Origin of the sequence: Pedobacter insulae, assembly GCF_900113525.1 — a bacterium.
GTDB classification, from domain to species: domain Bacteria; phylum Bacteroidota; class Bacteroidia; order Sphingobacteriales; family Sphingobacteriaceae; genus Pedobacter; species Pedobacter insulae.
Genome location: NZ_FOPP01000005.1, coordinates 114,475 through 135,841, shown reverse-complemented (window position 1 = coordinate 135,841; position 21,367 = coordinate 114,475). Strand labels below are relative to the sequence as shown.

The following is a 21,367-nucleotide window of genomic DNA, read 5'->3' as shown; positions in this document are numbered from 1 at the left end:
TAAGGCGTTATATACTATGGGCAGTAGCTACGAGCTTTTAATTGACAAAATAAATGAATTTACCCGAAAGTTTTATCTGAACAAACTTTTGCGTGGAAGCATTTATGCTGCCGCAAGTATTTTAGGCTCCTATCTGCTATTGTTTCTTTTTATTTACTATGCTAACCCTGGAATAGTCCTAAAAACGGCATTATTCTTCTCTTTTTTAATCCTAGCCCTTATTGCATTGGGTTTTTGGGTTATCAAACCTGGCTTGGCTTACTTTAAACTCGGCAAAAATTTAAGTATCGAGCAATCTGCTAAGCTTATTGGCGATCATTTTTTTAACGTTAAGGATAAACTATTAAATACTTTACAACTGAAAGCTCTGGCGGACAGCGCTCCTCAAAATAGTTCGCTTATTTTAGCAGGAATCGATCAGAAAATAAGCGCGTTAAAGCCCATTCCGTTTTCGAGCGCCATCAATTTGAGCGACAACAGGAAGCATATCAAGTTTATGCTTCTTCCCTTAGCTATTATTTTGATTATTGGAATAATTGCGCCCACTATATTGCGAGAAGGCACCAGTAGCTTTATTCGTTATAATGAAGAGATTTTACCGAAAGCTCCGTTTAATTTCATTGTATTGAATAAAAATTTGAATGTTACTCAGGGGGATGATTTAACAATCAACTTAAAGTTAACTGGAGATGAATTTCCACAAGAAATATATATTGAAGACGGGGCAAATACTTATAAGCTGGAGAAGGACCAGATTAACCTCTTTCATTATACTTTTAGAAACATTCAACAAGATAAGACGCTTCGGTTTTTTGGTGGTGGCTTTAATTCAACCAGTATTGCCGTTTTTGTACGGCCAAGGCCTATGTTACTCAATATGAGTGCGGTTTTAGACTACCCTGCTTACCTCAATCGGAAAAGCGAACCAGTAGCAAATGTAGGCGATCTGCTCATCCCCGAAGGAACAAAAGTAACCTGGCAGTTAACCACAGTAAATAGCGCAAGTTTATCTTTTATACTTCAAAATAAAGTTTATCCCCTTGTAGTTAAAAATAATACCGCTTCATTTAGCAGCATTGTGAAAAATAATGGTGCATACCGCATTATCCCAAAAAATTCTTTTGTAAGCAACGCTGATTCGCTAAGTCACCAGATTGCCGTTATTCAAGATCAGTTTCCCAGTATCGAGGTAAGCGAAGCTCCGGATTCACTCAGCAGTAAAGCACTTTACTTTTCGGGTATGATAGCAGATGATTATGGTTTTTCTTCTCTGAAGTTTGTTTATAACCTAAGTGAAAAAAGGAAAACAATTGGTGCTTACAGCCAATCCATTCCTATCAAGACCAACCAATTAGAAAATTCATTTTTCCACTTATGGAATTTAAATAACATCGCTGTAAAACCTGGTCAGCTATTAACCTATTATTTTGAAGTTGCCGACAATGATGGAGTAAATGGAGCAAAAGTTAGTCGCTCGGCAATAAAAACCTATGAAGCTCCTTCACAGCAAGAAATAGCTGCTAAGCTTGCGGAAGGAAGCAATGCGTTGAAGAAAAAAATGGAGTCGACCATTAAGCTTGCATCAAGTATTGAGCAGGAGAGCAAAAAACTAAGTCAGAATCTGTTGGACAAAAAACAACTAAGTTTTGAAGATAAAAAGCAAATTGAACAATTACTCGATAAACAAAAACAATTAGAAGAAGCCGTTAAAGAGATCAAAAAGCAAAATGAAAAAAACAGCTTCGATAAAGAGGAAAATAAGGCTATTAATGAAGAGTTAAAAGAAAAGCAAAAACAGATAGATGAGCTGTTTAATAACGTGCTGGATGAAAAAACCAAAGAGCTTTTGCAAAAGTTACAGCGGTTAATGGAGCTCAATAGTAAAGACCGGACCCGGGAAGAATTAGCCAAAATGCAAATGGACAATAAAGGGTTAAAAAATGAACTTGACCGTATTTTGGAATTATACAAGCAGCTTGAGTTTGAGCAAAACCTACAAAATAAAACGGATCGCTTGCAAGAGATGGCGAAACAACAAAAAGAACTAGCGCAGCAAAGCAAGGATAAAAATACTGCGATAAACGAGCTCAAAAACAAACAGGAAGAACTAAATAAAGATTTTAAGGCGCTGCAACAGGAACTAGCAAAACTGGCCGAGAAAAATCAGGACCTTGAAAAACCCAATCCGTTTAAAAATCCTGAAAAGGAAACTAGCGACATCGAGCAAAAACAACAAGAGAGTAAAGACCTGCTAAACAAAAACGACAAGCAAAAAGCGGCTGAGAAACAAGAACAAGCAGCGGAACAAATGCAGGCCTTGGCTAAAAAAATGCAAGAAGAGCAACAAGAGGGCGAAGAACAAGAATCGAAGGTAAACGCGAAGGAACTAAGGCGTTTGCTAGAAAACTTATTAAGCACTTCCTTTGAGCAGGAAAAAGTAATGCTTGCTTTGAAAAAAATGACCATTAACGACCCCTCATATGTTGCTAACGTACAAAAGCAGCACACGATCAAAGACAATATGAAAACCATAGCCGACAGTCTGTTCTCCTTGAGTAAAAGAGTTCCGCAAATTGAAAGCACTGTAAATAGTGAGGTCGACAAAATTAACTTTAACATCGAAAAATCAATTGATCAGCTGGGGGATAGGCGAACCGGGGAGGCAAATAGATACCAACAAACCGCCATGACATCTATAAACAACTTGGCCCTCATGTTAAATGAAGCGCTAGATCAATTGCAAAAAAACCAGAAAAATGGCAAAGGAGGCAAAGGAAAACAGAGCATGCAGCAACTGCAAAAATTGCAAGAGCAGCTAAACCAAAAAATGCAAAACGCCAGAGAGAAGATGCAGCGAGAAGGAAATAAAGGTACCGTTGGAAAAGGTGAGATGAGCGAAGAGTTTGCGCAAATGGCCCGACAACAGCAAATGATCAGAGAGGCTTTGCAAAAAATCAATTCTGAAGAGAATAAAGACGGCAAGGGTTCTCTGGGGGATTTAAATCAGGCAATCAAAGAGATGAAGCAAACTGAGGCAGAACTAGTCAATAAAAAGATTGAACAGGAAACGATGAATCGTCAGAAAAATCTCCTGATCAAATTACTAGATGCCGATAAGGCACAGAGAGAACAAGATGAAGATTCGAAACGAGAAAGTGCCGCAGCAAAGGAATTTCCCCCTTCTTATCAGCAAATGCTCGATAAATTTAAAAAACAACAACAAAGTGAAAGTGAGTTAATCCAAAAGTTATCACCAAACTTAAATTATTACTATAAAAATAAAATCGCCGAATATTTTAAATTGCTAAATTCGCCCAAAAATTAATCGTCATTGCGAGGCACGAAGCAATCTCAAAGCACGAAGCAATCTCAAAGCACAACACTACCAAAAGGAGATTGCTTCGTGCCTCGCAATGACGCATGAGCTAAAAAACATGCCAAAAATCAATTTTTTCACAGAAGACATCACGCATACCTTAAAGCACAAGACCAGAATCAGGTCGTGGATTGCCTCAACAATTGCCGAAGAAGGCTATCAACTAACGGAGTTAAACTTCATTTTATGCTCAGACGAATATTTATTGCGTATAAACCAAGATTATCTTCAACACGACGATTATACTGACGTAATTACTTTCGATAACGCAGAGGCGCCTAAAACGATTGTAGGCGATATATTTATCAGCGTTGACAGGATTAAAGAAAACGCCCAGCAATTTGGAGCCGATACCCTAGAGGAGCTTTGCCGGGTAATGATTCATGGCACTTTACATTTATTGGGCTATAAAGACAAAACAAAAGCCGCCAAAACACTGATGACGGCTAAAGAGGATTATTACCTGGCAAGCATAAGCCTTACCTAACCGAAACCCTTGTGCCTTCGCTATGCGTGGTAAACTCCGGAGCATACATGCATTGTAAAGTGGTTATCCCATTGCTAAAATTACCCGCATGGGTTACCCTTAGCTCATATTCAAAGACATACGTTCCTTTACGCATGTAACCCATAAAGAAATTCGTACTCGCATCCTTGGTGCTTTCGTAGTAGCCCAAACCATCTTGATATTTGTACCTGGAAATCGCATTCACAGGTTCAAAACCCGCCGACCGCATGTCTTTCAAATGCACATATTCCATATCTCTATCGTTATAGATTTCAATGCGAACCTTTACCAGGTCACCCGGACTAAGCACCTTGTTTGAAGTTAAAGGGTTAAGGATATTGCCCTTTATGCTGGAATTTTGAATAAACAACTGCTTCTTGATCTTAACACCCGCATTGGCCGGCGTAATTTTATCCAATTGCTCAAAGTACTGCCAATATAATGCTCCCCATGCAATGGATTTGTTATTGTTCTTTACCGCTACTTTTCCCATTTCCGGACTAACATCCGCACCGGCAATAGCAATTTTTTGATAACCCGTTCCCGCTTCTTTTGGCGCATTGGCAAATCCTAAGTCGGCAATGGTTTTGCCGCCGATTAAAACTACTGGCTCGATCGAATCGCTAAGTGAATCATAACCTTTCATTAACAGGGCATAACAAGCCGCCGCAGTTGCCTTGGTCGTTTTCCAATCGTTGGTCTGTTTATGCTTCAATAACCAGATTTTCATTTCCTCAACAGCATTTACATCTCCCGCAACCTCATCAAATGCTTCAATTAACAACGACTGTGTTTCGATTGGACTTTGGTACCACCACCAACCGCTGGTGTTTTTTGCCCAAAACATCCCCATTTCATCGCTTTGCTGAGCTGTTTGCTTTAGCAGAGTCATGATTTTTAAGGGCTCGACTTTATTCCCGCTCCTGTATAAAACTAAGGCGGTTTGCCCTAATTGGTAGCTATCAAATGTTTTCCAGTTTGCTGCCAGCTTCTTTAAATAAAAATCTTTTGCCTTTACAAATGCTGGATCGTTGTTGAGCTGATTGGTGTAACTTCTGGCATATAAATAATGTAAAGGCATATATCCGAATTGTCTGCCTGCAATTTCCCCATTGTAATCTTTTACCAACTCCTTATCCAAATAGATAATGGCCTTATTGAGGATGGTAGTTAATGCGGGATATACTTTGTCGTCAATTAGCTTTAGCTTTTTAAGCTGCCCAATACCCAAAACAATGTGCTGGGTAATGTAACGGTTGCCTTGCATACCCGTAAACCAAGGGAAAGAGCCATCGCTATATTGCATTTTCTCTAATTTTTCCAGATTGCTTTTTAGCTCATAAGTCATCCGGTTTAAATCGAATAAGGTTGCTAATCTTTTTTTGCGTTCGGTTTCACTAGCCACTTGTCTAACCCAAGGTGTCTCTTCCAATAAAATTGATTTTAATTCTGGGTTTTTCTCCAAGTTCGAGAGCAAGGCTTCGCCACTTTGAGTTTGCTGCCATTGATGGAAGATTTCCTTGATTCTTGGGGAACTATTGATAATTCCAGCTGCGAAACTATTGGCATAAAAACGACTAAATGTTTGTTCAGCACATTCATAAGGATATTCCATAAGGTAGGGAAGTGCCTGGATAGCGTACCAAATTGGATTTGCGGTAAATTCAAATGTGAGTGCCTGATTTCTAATTGTTTTAGAAGATCCCGAAGTAATCAGCTTCTCCATGTTAAACGTTTTGCTGGCATTCCCACGAACGTTGATGGGCATGCTTTCGGTAACCAACATCGAATTTGGCAAAACGGGAATGGTCATTTCCTCGCCATCGCTAAACTTGCCAGCGTTTGCCACAACCGTATAGGTAATGGCACTTACTCCCGACGGAATAATTAAGTTCCACTTCAGTACCGTATTTCCTTCATTAGCTAAGGTGAAATCTTGGTTTAACCTATCCCCTTTTGCCAATAGCTGAATAGATCTTCCTGTTAAGGCATTTTTGAGTGCTAATTCTGCTTCCCCTTTTAGGTTCTTGCCTGATAAATTATTCAACTTTGCACTGAATAAAATGGTATCACCTTCTCTGAAAAAGCGCGGCGCATTGGCAGAAATAGCTAATTCCTTTTGGGTAATCAATTCATTGCTGATGGTTGCTGTTTTTAAATCCTTAGTATGAGCAAAACCCATCATTTTATACCGTGTTAACGATTGGGGAATGGTAAATTCAATCTTTATTTCTCCATTTTCATCGGTTCTTAACTGTGGGTAGAAAAAAGCAGTTTCATTGAAATTAGTGCGAGGAACAATATTGGATTTGTTAGGCGCATAACTTATCATGTCCGCGTGGCTATAAATGGTATTATCTTCAACGATGCCTTTGGCCTTTAACTCGTTTGCGCCTAAACGGCTGCCCCGTAAAACTAGTGGAACTGCAGGATCCCCTTCCATCTTCCTTTGTATACTACTTCCGGCGCTAGTTACCACCACCTCATTCAACGAGCTTCCATCATTTTTAAGCCTAACGTCTATTCTTCTGTTTTTCCCAACTTTTACTTTAAACGGTTTATATCCCAAAAAAGAAACGGTCAACTCATCGCCCACCTTTGCGGCTATGGCATACACTCCCAAGTTAGTAGCGGTAGAAGATAATTTTCCAACCCTTACCCTCGCTCCGGGAATGGTATAACCCTGACTATCGTATACCACTCCATAAATAAGCGTTCCCTTGGCTAGTGTGGCTAGCTTATTGACCGCCTCCTGTGAGAGGGTTCTTTTAGCGAGGAACTGAACATAATCGATATAGTTTCGATAAGCCTGGTTGTAACCGCCATAATAATTGTAGCCAAAAAGGTTAAGGTTTTCATAAACTCTCGGTTTTACACTGTACCCATTATAAGTGTTTAAAAACCAAAGGTAGTTTCCATAACTTACATTGTTGGCATTCAATTTCCAGGTGTAGTTGTGATAATCGTAGTTGCTCCTCGGGCTAGTATTCCAACTCATTGTTTTAAAGTTATCTAAAGAAGCATCATACAAAGTGGCTACCATTTCGGCCATTTCTTTTTCGCCATGGCGATTGCTAATCTGTAACTTCCAGCTTTCTTTTTCACCGGGCTGAAGCTTATTTCTAAAGGTAAGAAATTTGATGTCGAGCTGTGACGCTGGATCTACGAAGTAGACTTGTTGTAATGAGTTATAGATTGTGCCATTTTCTACCATCGTAAACTGTAGGGCAAACCCATCCTTATAACTAGCTTTCGGTTTAATTTTCAGCACGGTTTGCTTTGGTGAAAGATTTAACCATACCCTTTCCTCAATCCTATTTTTGTAATAAAGCTCGTAATAGGCCCTGCTGTTTTTCGATAAACCGGCTAGTCTAAAAACAGCGCTTTCACCTGGGCTAATGATATTTGATTCTGGTACAATCCATTCCGAGCTGCTTTTAATAATCGAAGGCTCTGGCCCGTATACTACCACAAATCGCTCAACCGCTATGGTGTCGCTTAAATCATTAATGGCGCTAAATATAACTTTGTAATGGCCAGGTGTTAATTGCTTTTGGTTGAAGGTAAACCTGCCCCGTCCTTTATCGGCCGTGCTACTTTGCTGATACTGGCTCTTTGAAACCGGCCATTTAGCAAAATCAAATTCCCTGTCGTAATCATCAGTAGGGAAGGTCTTGATAAATTCTTCTTTGCTTAAAGTGTATTTCTCTGCATAAAAAGGGCTTTTGTTGGTTAACCTAGTTGGAGGCTCAAGCAAAAACCATTCGGCTTTTAGATTAGCTTTAATAGGTTCGTGATTTAAGTTAGTTACCAAAAAAGGGATGCTGTCTGTCTTTGAACTTGCAAATAAAACAGCGCTGTTGTTAACAATGAGTGAGATGTCTTTTTTACCTGCATTAATGGTGGTAGATTTTGTACTTGTTTCGCCATTTACATCCGTAACAGTAACTTCAATTTCAAAACTATAGTTCAACCTTTCATTTGGGGCTTCAGCAAAAAAGCTCAATTCAAACTTGCCGTCGGCTCCCGTTGCCATATTGCCGAAAGAAACCTGTTGTCTATTAAATGCCATACTTCCGTACAGGGCTGCATAATCATAGTCTTTTAACCCGTAATCATAAATTGCCCTTCGAAAAACTTTATAGGAAGCTTTAGTATCGCTCACAGAGTAACCAGCGAAGGCCACAGCCTTACCAAATACTTTTACACTATCATTTAACTGGTAGCGTTGCGTTAGCTTATCAAATACTACTTCAAATGTGGGTCTTTTATATTCTTCTACTTGGATCGCGAGGCCTCCATAAGGCGTCTCCAGTTTCATTAAGCCGTTTAGTTTCCCTAAGGGAATGGTAAATGAACCCTGAAAAGTGCCAAACTCGTTGGTACGAAGCTCTTTTTTTTCGATTTCTTTACCATTTACATCTTTCAATGCAATTTCAACTATTTCATTCGTTAGCAATAAGTTCTTGTCATGCTGATAACCAATATAAAGCCCTTTATAAAAAACAGTCTGCCCAGGGCGGTAAATGGGTCTGTCAGTAAATAGGATTACTTTTTTTTCATCGTCGGCCTTATAGCTTCTGTTATAGTTATTGATATTAATCAATAACGAATCATTACCCAAAGACACGATAGCAGAATTAATCTGCTGGATCTCGTTTGTACTGGCATATCCTAATTCATTGGTAAGGATGGGTGCACTTTCCACGGCCTTCACAGAAGCCCTCCTCTGCCGAATAGTAACCCCTTTCATGGGGGCGCCGCTGGTGCTGTTGGTTACAAAAAATTCGTGAGTGGTATTATGAACCAACCTGTCTGTAACGATCATGGCGCTAACATTGAAAGTTGAGTAGCTGAAAAAGGTTTGGTCAGAATTTTCCAGCCTATTTTGCGAGATGAGCAAATAATTGCCCTGATTAAGCGGATCTATCGTCGCCACCAAGCTGTGAGTATGGTAGTCTGCAGTTTTGGGAACGATAATAAACCATTGTTTCAAAGGTTCATTTTTTGCTAAAAACCCGAAGAATTCTTTCTTGCTATTTAGGGTATTATAAATTCGATCTTGTAAGGGCCTTTTGTATAACTTAAAGTAAATGGTATCTAAGTTTTTATACGATAAATGAAGTTGCGCTGTTTTATGGGGTTCAAGCTGAGCCTTGGTTTGGGTAGTCAACTCAACTGATTTGATCTGCTTGATTAAATTTACCGAATTAATAGCGCCAATGCTGTTTGGGAAAGCAGCAATGGCTTTATTGCCCATTTCAACCGCTTTAACAAGATTTTGTGTAGAAATGCCAACTGCAGCCTGATGGTTCTTGTAAAGCGATGCCAGCTCATATAAAACATCTGCATAAACTTCTGTATGTAGACTTTTTTCCGCTAAATTTTTTAAAGCGTCAGTGTACAATTCGTAATTATTATCTCTAAGCCAAATAAACTTTAATCTCTTCAATTCAACATCGGCAAGCGCCGCCTGGTTTTGACGATTGTGGTGAAATATCAGGAGGCTCTTGAAAATTTGTAACGCTTCACTATAAAATGAAGTGCTATCGCTTTTATTTGCTTGAGTGATGTCAATTTGTGTATTACTGAAAACATCTAATGCCCTATGTGCCAGTAAGTCATATAATGTGGGCCTGAAAGACCTATTATATTTATCGCCCGTTAAAACCTTATCTAGCACATCAACTTTTGTATTTTGCAAAAGCGTAATTTCTTGTAAAGAGCTTAAAAAAGTTTTGGTAATCTCCTCTGTCAGTTTTGGGAGCGACCAAGTATTGATATCGTCGCCAATATTTGCGTTTACGTTTGTTCGCTGAGAGATTCTCCACTGGTTTGCCTGGTAAAACCTCCAATAGGTTTCTGCCAGCAGGGACTGTAAAATGCTTTTCTCTGGTTGTTTTGCCAAACTGATATCCTTTCTTAAGTCAATTAAGATTTTATCAAACGCATTCTCTTCCAGGTATTGCTGGAACAACATTTTGTAAATAACGGATTTAATCAGCATTGACGAATTACCCTCGGCTCTGGCTTGTACAGTCATTTTATCGATGATCGCAAGTGCGTCTTTCGGCTGGGCCTGATTTGCGAGTGAATCGACTTTATAAAAATCGTCTATAGTATATTTCTGGCCAAATGCAGTAGCGTTAAACAGTGTGAGACAGATTAAGAAGGGAAATAAGTGTAGCGTAAATTTCATAAGCCGAGTTTTATTTGTAGATGGTATTTTGTCTCGGTTTCCATAAATTATCTTAATCCAATCTTAGGGCACAAATATTACATAGATTAAATAGCAGAGCAATAGGCCAATAACTCCGGTAATAAAACCTGCCACACGTTTTTTCTTAATAAAGCATAATAAGATTAGTCCGCTTAAGGAAACCAAGATTAAAAATACGGCTGATATATCAATGATCCACCCCCATCCCTTACCAGAATCTCTACCCTTGTGTAAGTCATTCATCACAGCCATTACCCCCATTTTGACCTCTGAAACTTCGTAGCTACCGGTTTCCCGGTTTATAAATGCATCACACGAATAGGCTGGCCCTTTTAAGGAAACACTCACCTCATAATCATCAATTCTTATTTCGCTCACGGCGCCTTTTACCTGATAGTTCTTACGTAAAAACTCGACGATCTCAAGCTTCGCAATCTTATTGGTATCGGGGTTGTTTACCCAGCCGACATTTAATAACCCCTTATTCTTAACAATAACCTGTTTATCACCGCCAAACCAAGAAGGGTGGTTTAAAGTTAAACCCGTTACAGAGAAGAACAGCACAATGGCGAAACTTACCATGGAAAGGTAAATATGTAGCCAACGCGAAAGCTTAGCTACCTCTTTTTTGGGGCTTTTTGCTTTAGAAAGGGCCTTCTTGGGGTTATTTTTTACGGAAGTCAAAAGTTACGTTTGAAATTTCAACATTCCCGGCAATAGTCACTTTTTTTGCGGCTTTTCTTAACTCTAATGGCTGACGAATAATTTCATCTGTTCCATGCTCTTTGGAGCTTTCTATCATGATAGTGTATTTGCCTTGTGGCACTAAATTTCCTTTGTCATCTTTCCCATCCCATTTGATGGTGTATTTGCCTGGTGAACGGGTTGCTCCTGTTACCGACGCATAATTGGCTTTATCAGCCTTAAAAACCTCGCCGTTAATTCTGTACCAATTTCTAAGATCCGGAACCCATTTTGTTTTATTATACCACAGGGCAAGGTTACGCACCGATTTTCTATCCTCGTTTTCTACCCAGATAGCTGCAAAAGGCCTGTGTGTATTTCCTGCAATTACATTTAATTCGAATGTAATGCTTAACTCGTATTTAGGATCCCAGAGTTTTTCTGCGCCACTATATTCCGTATTCGCAACAGTTTTGGCCTGCTTGCTCGCCGGATCAACTAAGGTTGACCAGCCCTTGCTTTCTACTCTTTTACCTGAAGTCGTTATGATTAAATATTCAGCACCCTCAATCGTTTCGGCTAAAGCTTTACTTTCGGCTAATGATAGCACGTTAAATGCCGTTGCCAGTGCCCCTGCATCGGTAGCATTTGCTGCAACTACGGTAGCACTAATCACGCCATCAACTGGTCTTGCAGTACGGGGATCAACAATATGCGAATACCAATGCCTTCCTATTTGTTCACCTCTGCGGTAATTTCCACTAGTAGCGATGGCTTTGTGCTGAATTAAAAGCTGATCGAGCGGAGCATCATTTTCAGCATTTGCTAAAGGATTGGTTACCTTCACAATCTCGTTTACATCTCCCTTTATCACTAAATCACCACCAATATTTACAATAGCAGCCTTGATTTTAGAACTTGAAAGTGCCGCATTACATGATAGATCAATGATGTAACTCTTTGCAAAAGTATTCATTATTAAGGGAGCGTTTGTAAGTCGCGTTGCTGTTTGGTCCTGTTTATTTAAGCTATAATGTTGTTGATTCATTGTTTGTACCGCCTCTTTAAGTTGTTCAGCAGTCGGCAATTTTTGACTCTTTGCTGCTTCTTTCCACAAATTGTTGGCAACAGCGGCCGATGCATCAAGCGCGCCGTCAGTGCGTTCTTTCCATTGCTCAAAAAGTTGTAACATATCAAAGAGTTCTCTCGAAACCTTAACAGGTTTGTTCAAATCGCTATTCATCCACTTGCTAAATTCGCTATTAGCATCATATGCGCTAAAAACCGCCGACAATCTCTCGATCTCCGATAAAGCTGCCTGTTCTGCCTTTTCGGCTTCCGCTTCATACAAGCTTATAAATTTGAACTCTAAGGATGTACCTAAAACATTTTCATAATTAGACACGTATAAATGTGCGCTTGGTATGCTTTTTTTTGCGATAGGTTGTCCGCCAATTAACAGTAAACCCGTTAGGATGGAAGCTAATATTTTCATCTTGTTATTAAGTTTAATTCTAAATAGCTACAAATGTAAATCTTAATTTGAATTAATAATCAAAGTAGATGCTTTTTTTTATTGAGTTTGACTGTTTAAAAGGATCTATCGGCCAAATAATGGGGTGTTTACTACCTTCTAAAGCACTCAAACCTAGGTTGTCCATACAATTAACAGAGAATCAACAAATATTTTATTCGGATTACAAAGGGAGTTGATAGGGAGTTTGTCCCTGTAAACCCCCTATCAACCCCCTGTCAACACCCTGTGTAAACCCTGTGAAAAGTATAGAGTTGTTAGTCTCGACCCCTATTGGGCCTAGCGGAATTCCTCAAAGGCCCAGTTGGTCGAAAAATTAAGGGCGTTGGTCGAGCGCTAACCCCTACTGGTATAATACAGCCATTTTCCGTGCAACCTTTTGCCCTTTACGCAGTCTTATATTCGAAACCAGCCTGATAACGGGCGGTTTAGCAAATAAAAAAGAATTTTAAAATAACAATAACATGAACACTTCTATCAAAAATTTAATCGCAGCAGTTTTAACCTTAGTTGTATTAACCAGTACTGCAATGATTTCTAAAGCGAATGACCATAAAGTAACCGTTTTAAGCGATGTTAAAAAAGTAAACAGGATCGACGTTACAGGCAATGTTGAGCTGATCCTGGTTCAAAGCGCTGAGGAAAGCGTTAAGGTATATAGCGACTACTATACCAATAACGCACTGGTTCAACAAAAGGATGGCGAGCTAAGGGTTAGCTCTTACAACACAGAGAAACTGACTGTTGTGGTATATGTAAACAATTTAAGTGCCATCACGGCGTCGGACAATGCAATCGTTAAAACTTTCGGAAAATTCAGCACATTAGATTTAGCAATAAATCTCTCTGATAATGCGAAGGCAGATTTAAATACGAATACAATTAGCTTAACTACTAATGTAAAAGGTAATGCTGATCTAACATTAACTGGTTCGACTTTAGAGCACAGTGCTTCAGTTAACAATGTTTCAAAAGTGAATATGAATGCATTTGTTTCAGAAAGCGCTTCAATCCGCTCGCAAAATGATATTCCAGTAGTTAAATCAATTGATTTCGGTATCACAGAATAATTTGAATGCACACAATCCATCATAAATTTAGTTTAGTTTTAGTTTAGAAATGCGGGTGGATGTCCGCATTTCTTTTTTGTAAAGAATTTATTGTGCCATGGCCAAGTTGCAATTTAATCTACATGCAATTTTTTAACCGAACAAAGCGTTATTATGGGTTTACATTCATAGCCAATAAATTATTCCTTACTTTTGCTGTAATTTCTTATAAGATAAATCGATAAAACTACATTGAGTACATTAATTGCAGCTGAGGGCTTAGGCCATGGATACCATGATGAATGGTTATTCAAAAATTTAACTTTAGGTATTAACCCTGGTCAACGTGTGGCTTTGGTTGGTATTAATGGAGCCGGAAAAAGCACCCTCCTTAAACTCCTTGCCGAACGATTTTCTCCCCTTGAAGGAAAGATAGTCAAAAATAAATCTGTTAAAATTGGCTTCCTAGATCAAGAGCCGTCATTTCCGGAAGGTTATTCCATTAGCGACTTTATATTTTCATTAGAGAATAAGCAGCAGCAACTGATCAAGGAATACGAAGAGTTGATAGAAGATCCTAACCCTGATGAAAATACGCTTAATCGTTTGTATGAAGAATTAAGTGAACACAATGCCTGGGAGTATGAGCATGAAATTAAAACCATTCTAAGTAGAATGGGCATAAATCATCTTCAACAAAAAATAAGTACGCTTTCTGGTGGACAAAAAAAGCGTTTAGCGCTAGCAAAGCTGCTGATCGAAGATCCTGAGATTTACGTGTTGGATGAACCTACTAACCATTTAGACATCGACACAATTGAGTGGTTAGAAAAGCTATTAACTTCTGGTAACAAAACGATATTATTGGTTACGCACGACCGATACTTTTTAGATAATGTATGCAATACCATTGTTGAACTTGATCGAGGGAAAATCTATAATTACAATGGAAACTACGCATTTTTTCTAGAGAAAAAAAGCGAAAGAGAGGCCGCAGATGAAAGCACTTTCCAGAAGAACAAAAACCTATTAAAGAAAGAATTGGAGTGGATGAGGCGGATGCCAGCTGCACGTACGGTTAAGTCACAGTCTAGGATTAATTCCTTTTACGATTTAGAGGAAAAAACTAAACAAAGATCTGACAATCAAAAAGTTACGCTTAATGTCAAGATGTCGCGTCAGGGTAATAAGATTTTAGAACTAAATCATATCGGACAAACTTTCGATGATAAAAAAATTATTGATGATTTCTCTTATGTATTTAAACGAGGCGATAGAATTGGTTTAGCTGGAAAAAATGGAACCGGGAAGTCTACATTATTGAATATTATTACTGGATTTCTAAAGCCTGAAAAAGGAAATGTAGATGTTGGAGACACAACTGTATATGGTTATTACAAACAAGGGGGATTAGCGTTTAACGAAAAGGAGCGTGTAATAGATATTGTAAAATCGGATGCTGAATATATTAAAATGGCAGATGGGCAAACTATTTCAGCCTCTGCCCTATTAACACTGTTTCTTTTTCCGCCAAAAAAACAGCATGGAATGGTTGAAAAACTAAGTGGCGGTGAAAAGAAAAGATTACATCTCATGAAGGTGCTGATGCAAAATCCGAACTTCTTAATTCTAGATGAACCTACCAATGATCTTGACATTGACACATTAAATGTTTTAGAGGAATTTTTGGAGAATTTCCCTGGCGTATTAATTTTAGTTTCCCATGATAGATACCTGTTAGACAAAATGAGTGAACAGTTATTTATTATGGAGGGCAACGGGGGCGTGAGTATTTACAATGGAAACTATTCTGAATATCGAATTAGTTTGGATAACGCTAAAGATATTCCCCTCCCAAAAGCAAAGACCCAAGAGCCAAACACCTCGACGAAGGAAAGCAAAAAACTAACTTTCAAAGAGCAAAAAGAATTAGATGAGATTGAAGAAACAGTTGCGGAGAAAGAGAATGAGATTGAAGAATTGACAAAATCGATGGCAAATATAGACAGTGTTGATTATAAAAAAATCCAAGAAAAGGCTTCTCAAATTGAAGCACTAAATGTTGATTTAGAAAATATAATGCAACGTTGGGTAGAATTGTCTGACAGGGCGGGAAACTAAATCAAGACATTCTAATCAGCGAAAAGATTTCTGTTTCACGTGAAACAGGAAAAAATTAACAAAATTAACCTTAGTGTTTCACGTGAAACAAGTCAAAATATATGTTTAAAGAATACGATGTTATAGTGGTGGGCGCGGGTCACGCAGGATGCGAAGCAGCAGCTGCAGCCGCAAACCTGGGTTCTTCCGTTCTATTAATAACCATGAACATGGAAACCATCGCACAGATGAGTTGCAACCCGGCTATGGGTGGCGTAGCAAAGGGCCAGATCGTGAGAGAAATTGATGCGATGGGCGGCTACTCTGGTATAATCGCCGATAAAACCACCTTGCAGTTTAGAATGCTAAACCTTTCGAAAGGCCCTGCGATGTGGAGCCCCCGAGCTCAAAACGATCGAAAAAGATTTGCTGAAGAATGGCGTTTCGCGCTGGAGGCCACTCCAAATGTCGACTTTTGGCAAGAAATGGTAGGCAGTTTAATCGTTAAAAACAACACGATAATTGGCGTGAAAACAGCTTTAGGTGTTGAGATAAAAGCTAAAAGCGTTGTGCTTACTAATGGGACTTTTTTAAATGGTCTAATCCATATTGGCGAGAAAAGATTTGGTGGCGGTAGAACTGGAGAAAAAGCCGCTACTGGATTAACCGAACAACTTACTTCATTAGGTTTCGATGCAGGAAGAATGAAAACAGGAACACCTCCACGAATTGATGGTAGATCGCTAGACTATACAAAAATGGAAGAGCAGTGGGGCGATGAAAACCCGGGCCGCTTCTCTTATACCAACGTAGAAAGGCCGGTTGAACAACGTTGCTGTTGGATAACCTATACGAATAACGACGTTCACGAAACACTGAAAGAAGGATTTGAAAAATCTCCAATGTTTACAGGACGAATCAAAGGCCTTGGTCCACGATATTGTCCCTCCATCGAAGACAAAATAAATCGCTTCGCAGAAAGGGACAGGCACCAAATATTTGTAGAACCAGAAGGTTGGAATACTTGTGAAATCTATGTAAATGGATTCTCTACTTCCCTACCTGAGGACATCCAATACAAGGCGCTTAGAAAAATACCGGGTTTCGAAAATGCAAAAATGTTTAGGCCGGGTTACGCCATAGAATATGATTATTTTCCACCTACGCAACTTTCTTTAACATTAGAAACCAAACTTATCAGCAACTTATTCTTTGCAGGGCAGATTAATGGCACTACGGGATACGAAGAGGCTGCTAGTCAGGGTTTTATAGCGGGAATTAATGCTCACTTAAAGATAAATGAACAACACGAACTGATCATGAAACGATCTGAATCATACATCGGTGTTTTAATAGATGATTTAGTGACCAAAGGAACAGAAGAACCCTATAGAATGTTTACTTCAAGAGCAGAACATAGATTACTGTTGAGACAAGACAATGCTGATATCAGGCTCTCTCCTATTGCTCACAAGCTAGGCCTCATCGATGATGAACGCTTAGCTATTGTGAATCGCAAAGTAGAAAACGCTGATGCCATTGTTAACTTTACTAAAAAACAAGGTATTGATATGAGTAGCGCGAATGACTTATTAGCAAGCTTAGGTACTGCAACCCTTAATCAGAACGTTAAGTTATTTAATGTACTGAGCCGACCGCAGGTTGGCATTGAAGATATCCGGAAGGTAAGTAGACCATTTAATGATCTCTTGAATACATTCGATAAAGAAACCATTGAGCAAGCAGAAATTAAAATAAAATATGAGAGTTACTTTGAAAAGGAAAATGAAATTGTAAACAAAATGCAAAAAATGGAAGACAAATCAATTAATCCAGATTTTGATTATACCAAATTACTTTCACTATCAAAAGAAGCCAGGGAAAAACTATTAAAAATAAAACCGAGAACATTAGGGCAAGCATCTCGCATATCTGGTGTATCGCCCTCAGATATTTCAGTCTTAATGGTCCATATTACAAAATAAACCCTAAACGATTGAAAAACAGCACGTTAAAATAATGCAATTTAAAGCGATTTAAGCGCTTATCTTGCTCTTTTAATGTTATTGTTCCAAAAAGTATAAAAATTAAACACGCATCAGATAAATGACTAAAAAAACAATGCCGTCTGCCGACAACTATTGGAAAACATTAGTTCTCTTTATTCTTTGCATTTATGGCTGCGCCAGCATGCGAAATCCAGAAGGTGGTCCGGTTGACAAAACTCCTCCTAAAGTTTTAAAGATGGAGCCTAAAAATTTAACCACCAATTTCAATAGCCAAAAAATTGTTATCACATTTGATGAATATTTCAATATTCAAAATGAATCCAAAGAGTTTTCAGTTTCTCCTGAGCAGGAACGCCCCCCTTTGCTTAAGAAAGATGGTAAAAAATTAGAAATCATATTTCAAGATAGTTTAGAAAAAAATACCACATATACCTTGAACTTTGGAAAAGCAATTGCAGATATACATGAATCTAATGTCTTGAAAAATCTAACTTATGCTTTTTCAACCGGTGCATTTTTAGATTCTTTAAGCATCAGTGGAAAAGTAACTAATCTTTTAACAGGAAAACCTGAAATTGACGCCACTGTTTTTATACTCCCACTTTCAAGGGATTCTATTTTTGGTAAAAAGAGAGCTTCTATTTCCACATCGACAGATAGTAGCGGCTATTATAGCTTGAAGAACCTAAAGAAAGACACGTATAAAATTTATGCTTTGAAAGAAACGGCTGGCGATAAAGTATACCAACAGCGAACAGACGAAATAGGTTTTGTAAAAGAGCCAATTATTTTGACAAAAGATACCACAAATGTAGACATAGGAGTATTTAAGGAGCTGGCGCAGACCTTTAGAATTGTGGATCGGAAGTTAAATAATGATGGAAGCATCAGCATGATATTTAACCAACAACTTTCAAAACCAGACATAACTGTGCTAGATCAAAAATCAATAGATGATTCCAAACTCTTAAGATTTAGTCAAAAAAATGATTCCCTTAGGTTATGGTTGCAAGATCTAACCTTTGATTCTGTGCGCATTGAGCTTAAAAATGAAGGAAAGTCTTTAGATACTATTATCTTCAACAGAGACAAAAAAGACACTTATGCTAGAGCTTTGGTCGTAGCAGATAATCTGGAAATTGGTATGCTTAATCCCTATCGCCCTTACAGACTAATCTTTAATTTTCCAATAGAAAACGTTGATCTAACCAAAATCAAACTAACTGAAGATTCAATTCCACGAACTAATTTTACATTTTCACAAGATAGCACGAATTTCTTGGTATATAACTTGAATTATCCTTGGCGAAAAAAAGCTGCCTATAGTCTACTGTTCGCTGAAGGTGCAATTACCGGAATATTCGGTGTAAAAAATAAAGAGTTCAAAAAAACATTTAAGCTTGCAAGTGCTGACGATTATGGAACTTTTGTGCTAAAAATAGAAATTCCCGATACCACTAAAAGTTACGTATTAGAAATTTTAAATGAGAAAAAAGACGTGGTAGCCACAGAAGTGATTACAAAAAACAGAACAATTAAATTTGCGAATTACAGAGTGGCCACATATGCCACGCGTATCATATACGATGAAAATAAAAATGGTAAATGGGATACTGGAAGCTTGGCACTGGGCACACAACCAGAAAAAACATTTAACAATCCCCAAGAAATAGCCTTGAGAGCTAATTGGGAACAAATATTTACTTGGGCCGTGCCACCACCACCATCTACAACGAAAAAAGAACCTGAGCCGAAGCCTACCAAAGATTAAGTATTAAACCAGTCAGCATACATAATGTAGTTGTCAGGTAGTTTCGCTAATAAAGCCCTTTGCTCTTCTGTGATGGGCTTTATTTTTTTTGCTGGTGTGCCTGCATATAAATATCCTGATTCACATATGGTATTTTCAAGAACTACTGAACCAGCTGCAATAATACAAAACTCTTCTATTATTGCATGATCCATTACAATAGCACCCATGCCTATCAAAACATTATCCTTTACCATACATCCATGTACAATTGCATTATGACCAACAGAAACTCTATTTCCTATGTGCGTAGAGGCTTTTAAATACGTAGCATGAATAACTGCACCGTCTTGAATATTAGTTTCATTACCAATAGTAATGGCATTCACATCCCCCCTAACAACCGCATTGAACCAAACTGAACAACTATGACCCATTACAACTTCTCCAACAATGGTTGCATTAGGCGCAATAAAACATTCTTCACCCCATTTAGGATGCACATTTTTAACTGGTAGTATAACTGGCATAGTATAATTGTTTCGATTTATTAAATAATCGTATCAACCAGCTCTTGCGCATGGTTAGGATAATCTGTATTATAATGTAGTCCCCTACTTTCTTTCCTAGCCACAGCTGATTTAATCACCATATAGGATACTTGAATAACATTCCTTAATTCGCAAAGCTTAACCGAAACTTTATTCTTTTTATAAAATTCTTCTGTTTCTTCATACAATAAGAACAACCGTCGCATTGCACGATCTAACCTGAAATCAGACCGAACTATACCCACATAGTCACTCATTATTTTTTGCGTTTCACGAAGATTATGGGTAACTAAAATATCTTCATCTGATTGGGTTACTCCTTGTTCATTCCATTCTGGAATATTCGTTGGAATTTCGCTGTTTGCAAAATTTTCAATTGCTGAAACAAAAATACGATGTGCAAAAACAGTAGCTTCTAATAATGAGTTGGAAGCCAACCGATTGGCTCCATGCAAACCAGTTGAAGAAACCTCGCCACAGGCATACAAATTATGAATAGATGATTTACCAAACTCATCCACTAAAATTCCTCCACACATATAATGTGCCGCAGGAGTTACCGGGATAAAATCCTTCGTCATGTCTATCCCAATAGATAGGCATTTTGCATAAATATTAGGAAAGTGGTTCAAAATATCATCCTTTTTACGCATCGTAATGTCAAGATATACAAAGTCGTCTCCCGACTTCTTCATCTCTGCATCAATTGCACGAGCTACAATATCGCGTGGTGCTAAAGATCCACGCTCGTCATATTCATACATAAACTCTTCGCCATTTCTCCTTCTTAAAATACCCCCAAAACCTCTTACCGCTTCCGAAATCAAAAATGAAGGGTACTCTCCAGGGTGATAAAGTGCCGTAGGATGAAATTGAATGAACTCCATATTCCTTACTTTACCTTTAGCACGATATACCATCGCCATTCCATCTCCAGTGGCTATAACTGGATTGGTTGTGTTAGCGTAAATGTGCCCTGCACCACCAGACGCCATAACTGTTACCTTTGCTAAAATCTTTTCCACATCGTTAAGCTCTGTGTTAAAGGCATATATACCAAAGCAACTTATATTATCACTACTCTTATCCACATGTACACCTAAATGATGTTGAGTAATTAACTCTAAGCAAAAGTAATGTGTTAATATCTCAATATTCTCATTTTCATGGATCTGCTTAAGCAACACATTTTCTATTTCATACCCAGTAATATCCTTATAATGGAGTACACGATGTGCAGAGTGCCCTCCCTCCTTTGCTAAATCAAAAACTCCGGCAGTATTTTTGTCGAAGTTAATTCCATAATCAATAATTTCCTGAATGCGTTGTGGTCCTTCTTTAACAACTATCTCAACAATATTTTGATTACATAATCCATCTCCTGCAACTAGGGTATCATGGATATGATCTTCAAACGAATCAGACTCATCAACTACCACAGCAACCCCACCCTGGGCATATTTTGTATTAGATTCGTCTTCATTAGACTTCGTAACAATCAATACTTTTCCATAGTTTGCTGCCTTCAATGCAAAACTTAAACCCGCAATACCCGATCCTATAACTAAAAAATCAACTTCTCTCAT

General features: G+C 38.3%; 11 protein-coding genes. 6 read left to right on the top strand and 5 right to left on the bottom strand.

The window, feature by feature from the left end:
* Positions 1 to 16 precede the first annotated feature (16 nt).
* Both BM207_RS10070 and ybeY read left to right on the top strand, forming a co-directional pair.
* The gene (locus BM207_RS10070) at positions 17 to 3,325 is read left to right on the top strand and encodes a DUF4175 family protein (protein ID WP_090993571.1); all 3,309 of its coding nucleotides are present in this window, start codon (positions 17 to 19) and stop codon (positions 3,323 to 3,325) included.
* A 109-nt stretch (positions 3,326 to 3,434) separates the two neighbouring features.
* Entirely contained in the window at positions 3,435 to 3,863 is a 429-nt protein-coding gene (gene ybeY / locus BM207_RS10065; protein ID WP_090993932.1) for an rRNA maturation RNase YbeY, read from the top strand.
* On the opposite strand, the gene BM207_RS10060 is transcribed toward ybeY, so the two are convergent.
* The 3 genes from BM207_RS10060 to BM207_RS10050 form a co-directional block, all read right to left on the bottom strand.
* Positions 3,856 to 10,083, bottom strand: coding sequence for an alpha-2-macroglobulin family protein (locus tag BM207_RS10060; RefSeq protein ID WP_090993569.1), 6,228 nt, complete (start codon positions 10,081 to 10,083; stop codon positions 3,856 to 3,858). The two genes, ybeY and BM207_RS10060, sit on opposite strands and share 8 nt — an antisense overlap.
* 63 nt (positions 10,084 to 10,146) lie before the next feature.
* A complete protein-coding gene (locus tag BM207_RS10055) occupies positions 10,147 to 10,788 on the bottom strand; it encodes a PepSY-associated TM helix domain-containing protein (RefSeq protein WP_218155041.1) in 642 nt (213 codons plus the stop codon).
* Complete coding sequence (locus BM207_RS10050; RefSeq protein WP_090993567.1) at positions 10,769 to 12,283, bottom strand: DUF2271 domain-containing protein; 1,515 nt, start codon at positions 12,281 to 12,283, stop codon at positions 10,769 to 10,771. The genes BM207_RS10055 and BM207_RS10050 overlap by 20 nt, the downstream gene beginning before the upstream one ends.
* Before the next feature lie 503 nt (positions 12,284 to 12,786).
* On the opposite strand from BM207_RS10050, the gene BM207_RS10045 reads away from it, so the two are divergent.
* From BM207_RS10045 to BM207_RS10030, 4 genes are all read left to right on the top strand, one after another.
* Positions 12,787 to 13,392 (top strand): GIN domain-containing protein, encoded by a 606-nt coding sequence (locus tag BM207_RS10045; RefSeq protein WP_090993565.1) that lies wholly within the window; start codon positions 12,787 to 12,789, stop codon positions 13,390 to 13,392.
* A gap of 231 nt (positions 13,393 to 13,623) precedes the next feature.
* Entirely contained in the window at positions 13,624 to 15,492 is a 1,869-nt protein-coding gene (locus BM207_RS10040; RefSeq protein ID WP_090993563.1) for an ABC-F family ATP-binding cassette domain-containing protein, read from the top strand.
* Positions 15,493 to 15,593: 101 nt separating this feature from the next.
* On the top strand, positions 15,594 to 17,456 hold the full coding sequence (mnmG, locus tag BM207_RS10035) for a tRNA uridine-5-carboxymethylaminomethyl(34) synthesis enzyme MnmG (RefSeq protein WP_090993561.1): 1,863 nt from the start codon (positions 15,594 to 15,596) through the stop codon (positions 17,454 to 17,456).
* 121 nt (positions 17,457 to 17,577) lie between these two features.
* Entirely contained in the window at positions 17,578 to 19,251 is a 1,674-nt protein-coding gene (locus tag BM207_RS10030) for an Ig-like domain-containing domain (RefSeq protein ID WP_090993558.1), read from the top strand.
* Here BM207_RS10030 and BM207_RS10025 read toward each other — a convergent pair.
* Positions 19,248 to 19,760: a gamma carbonic anhydrase family protein gene (locus BM207_RS10025; RefSeq protein ID WP_090993556.1), complete on the bottom strand. Its 513-nt coding sequence runs from the start codon at positions 19,758 to 19,760 to the stop codon at positions 19,248 to 19,250. The genes BM207_RS10030 and BM207_RS10025 overlap by 4 nt on opposite strands.
* A 20-nt stretch (positions 19,761 to 19,780) precedes the next feature.
* Positions 19,781 to 21,367, bottom strand: coding sequence for an L-aspartate oxidase (nadB, locus tag BM207_RS10020; protein ID WP_090993554.1), 1,587 nt, complete (start codon positions 21,365 to 21,367; stop codon positions 19,781 to 19,783).

Excerpts from the sequence above, each read along its gene's own strand:
- BM207_RS10070 (WP_090993571.1), top strand. The coding sequence starts at position 17 with ATGGGCAGTAGCTACGAGCTTTTAATTGACAAAATAAATGAATTTACC.
- ybeY (WP_090993932.1), top strand. The coding sequence starts at position 3,435 with ATGCCAAAAATCAATTTTTTCACAGAAGACATCACGCATACCTTAAAG.
- BM207_RS10060 (WP_090993569.1), bottom strand. The coding sequence starts at position 10,083 with ATGAAATTTACGCTACACTTATTTCCCTTCTTAATCTGTCTCACACTG.
- BM207_RS10050 (WP_090993567.1), bottom strand. The coding sequence starts at position 12,283 with ATGAAAATATTAGCTTCCATCCTAACGGGTTTACTGTTAATTGGCGGA.
- BM207_RS10045 (WP_090993565.1), top strand. The coding sequence starts at position 12,787 with ATGAACACTTCTATCAAAAATTTAATCGCAGCAGTTTTAACCTTAGTT.
- mnmG (WP_090993561.1), top strand. The coding sequence starts at position 15,594 with ATGTTTAAAGAATACGATGTTATAGTGGTGGGCGCGGGTCACGCAGGA.
- BM207_RS10030 (WP_090993558.1), top strand. The coding sequence starts at position 17,578 with ATGACTAAAAAAACAATGCCGTCTGCCGACAACTATTGGAAAACATTA.
- BM207_RS10025 (WP_090993556.1), bottom strand. The coding sequence starts at position 19,760 with ATGCCAGTTATACTACCAGTTAAAAATGTGCATCCTAAATGGGGTGAA.
- nadB (WP_090993554.1), bottom strand. The coding sequence starts at position 21,367 with ATGAGAGAAGTTGATTTTTTAGTTATAGGATCGGGTATTGCGGGTTTA.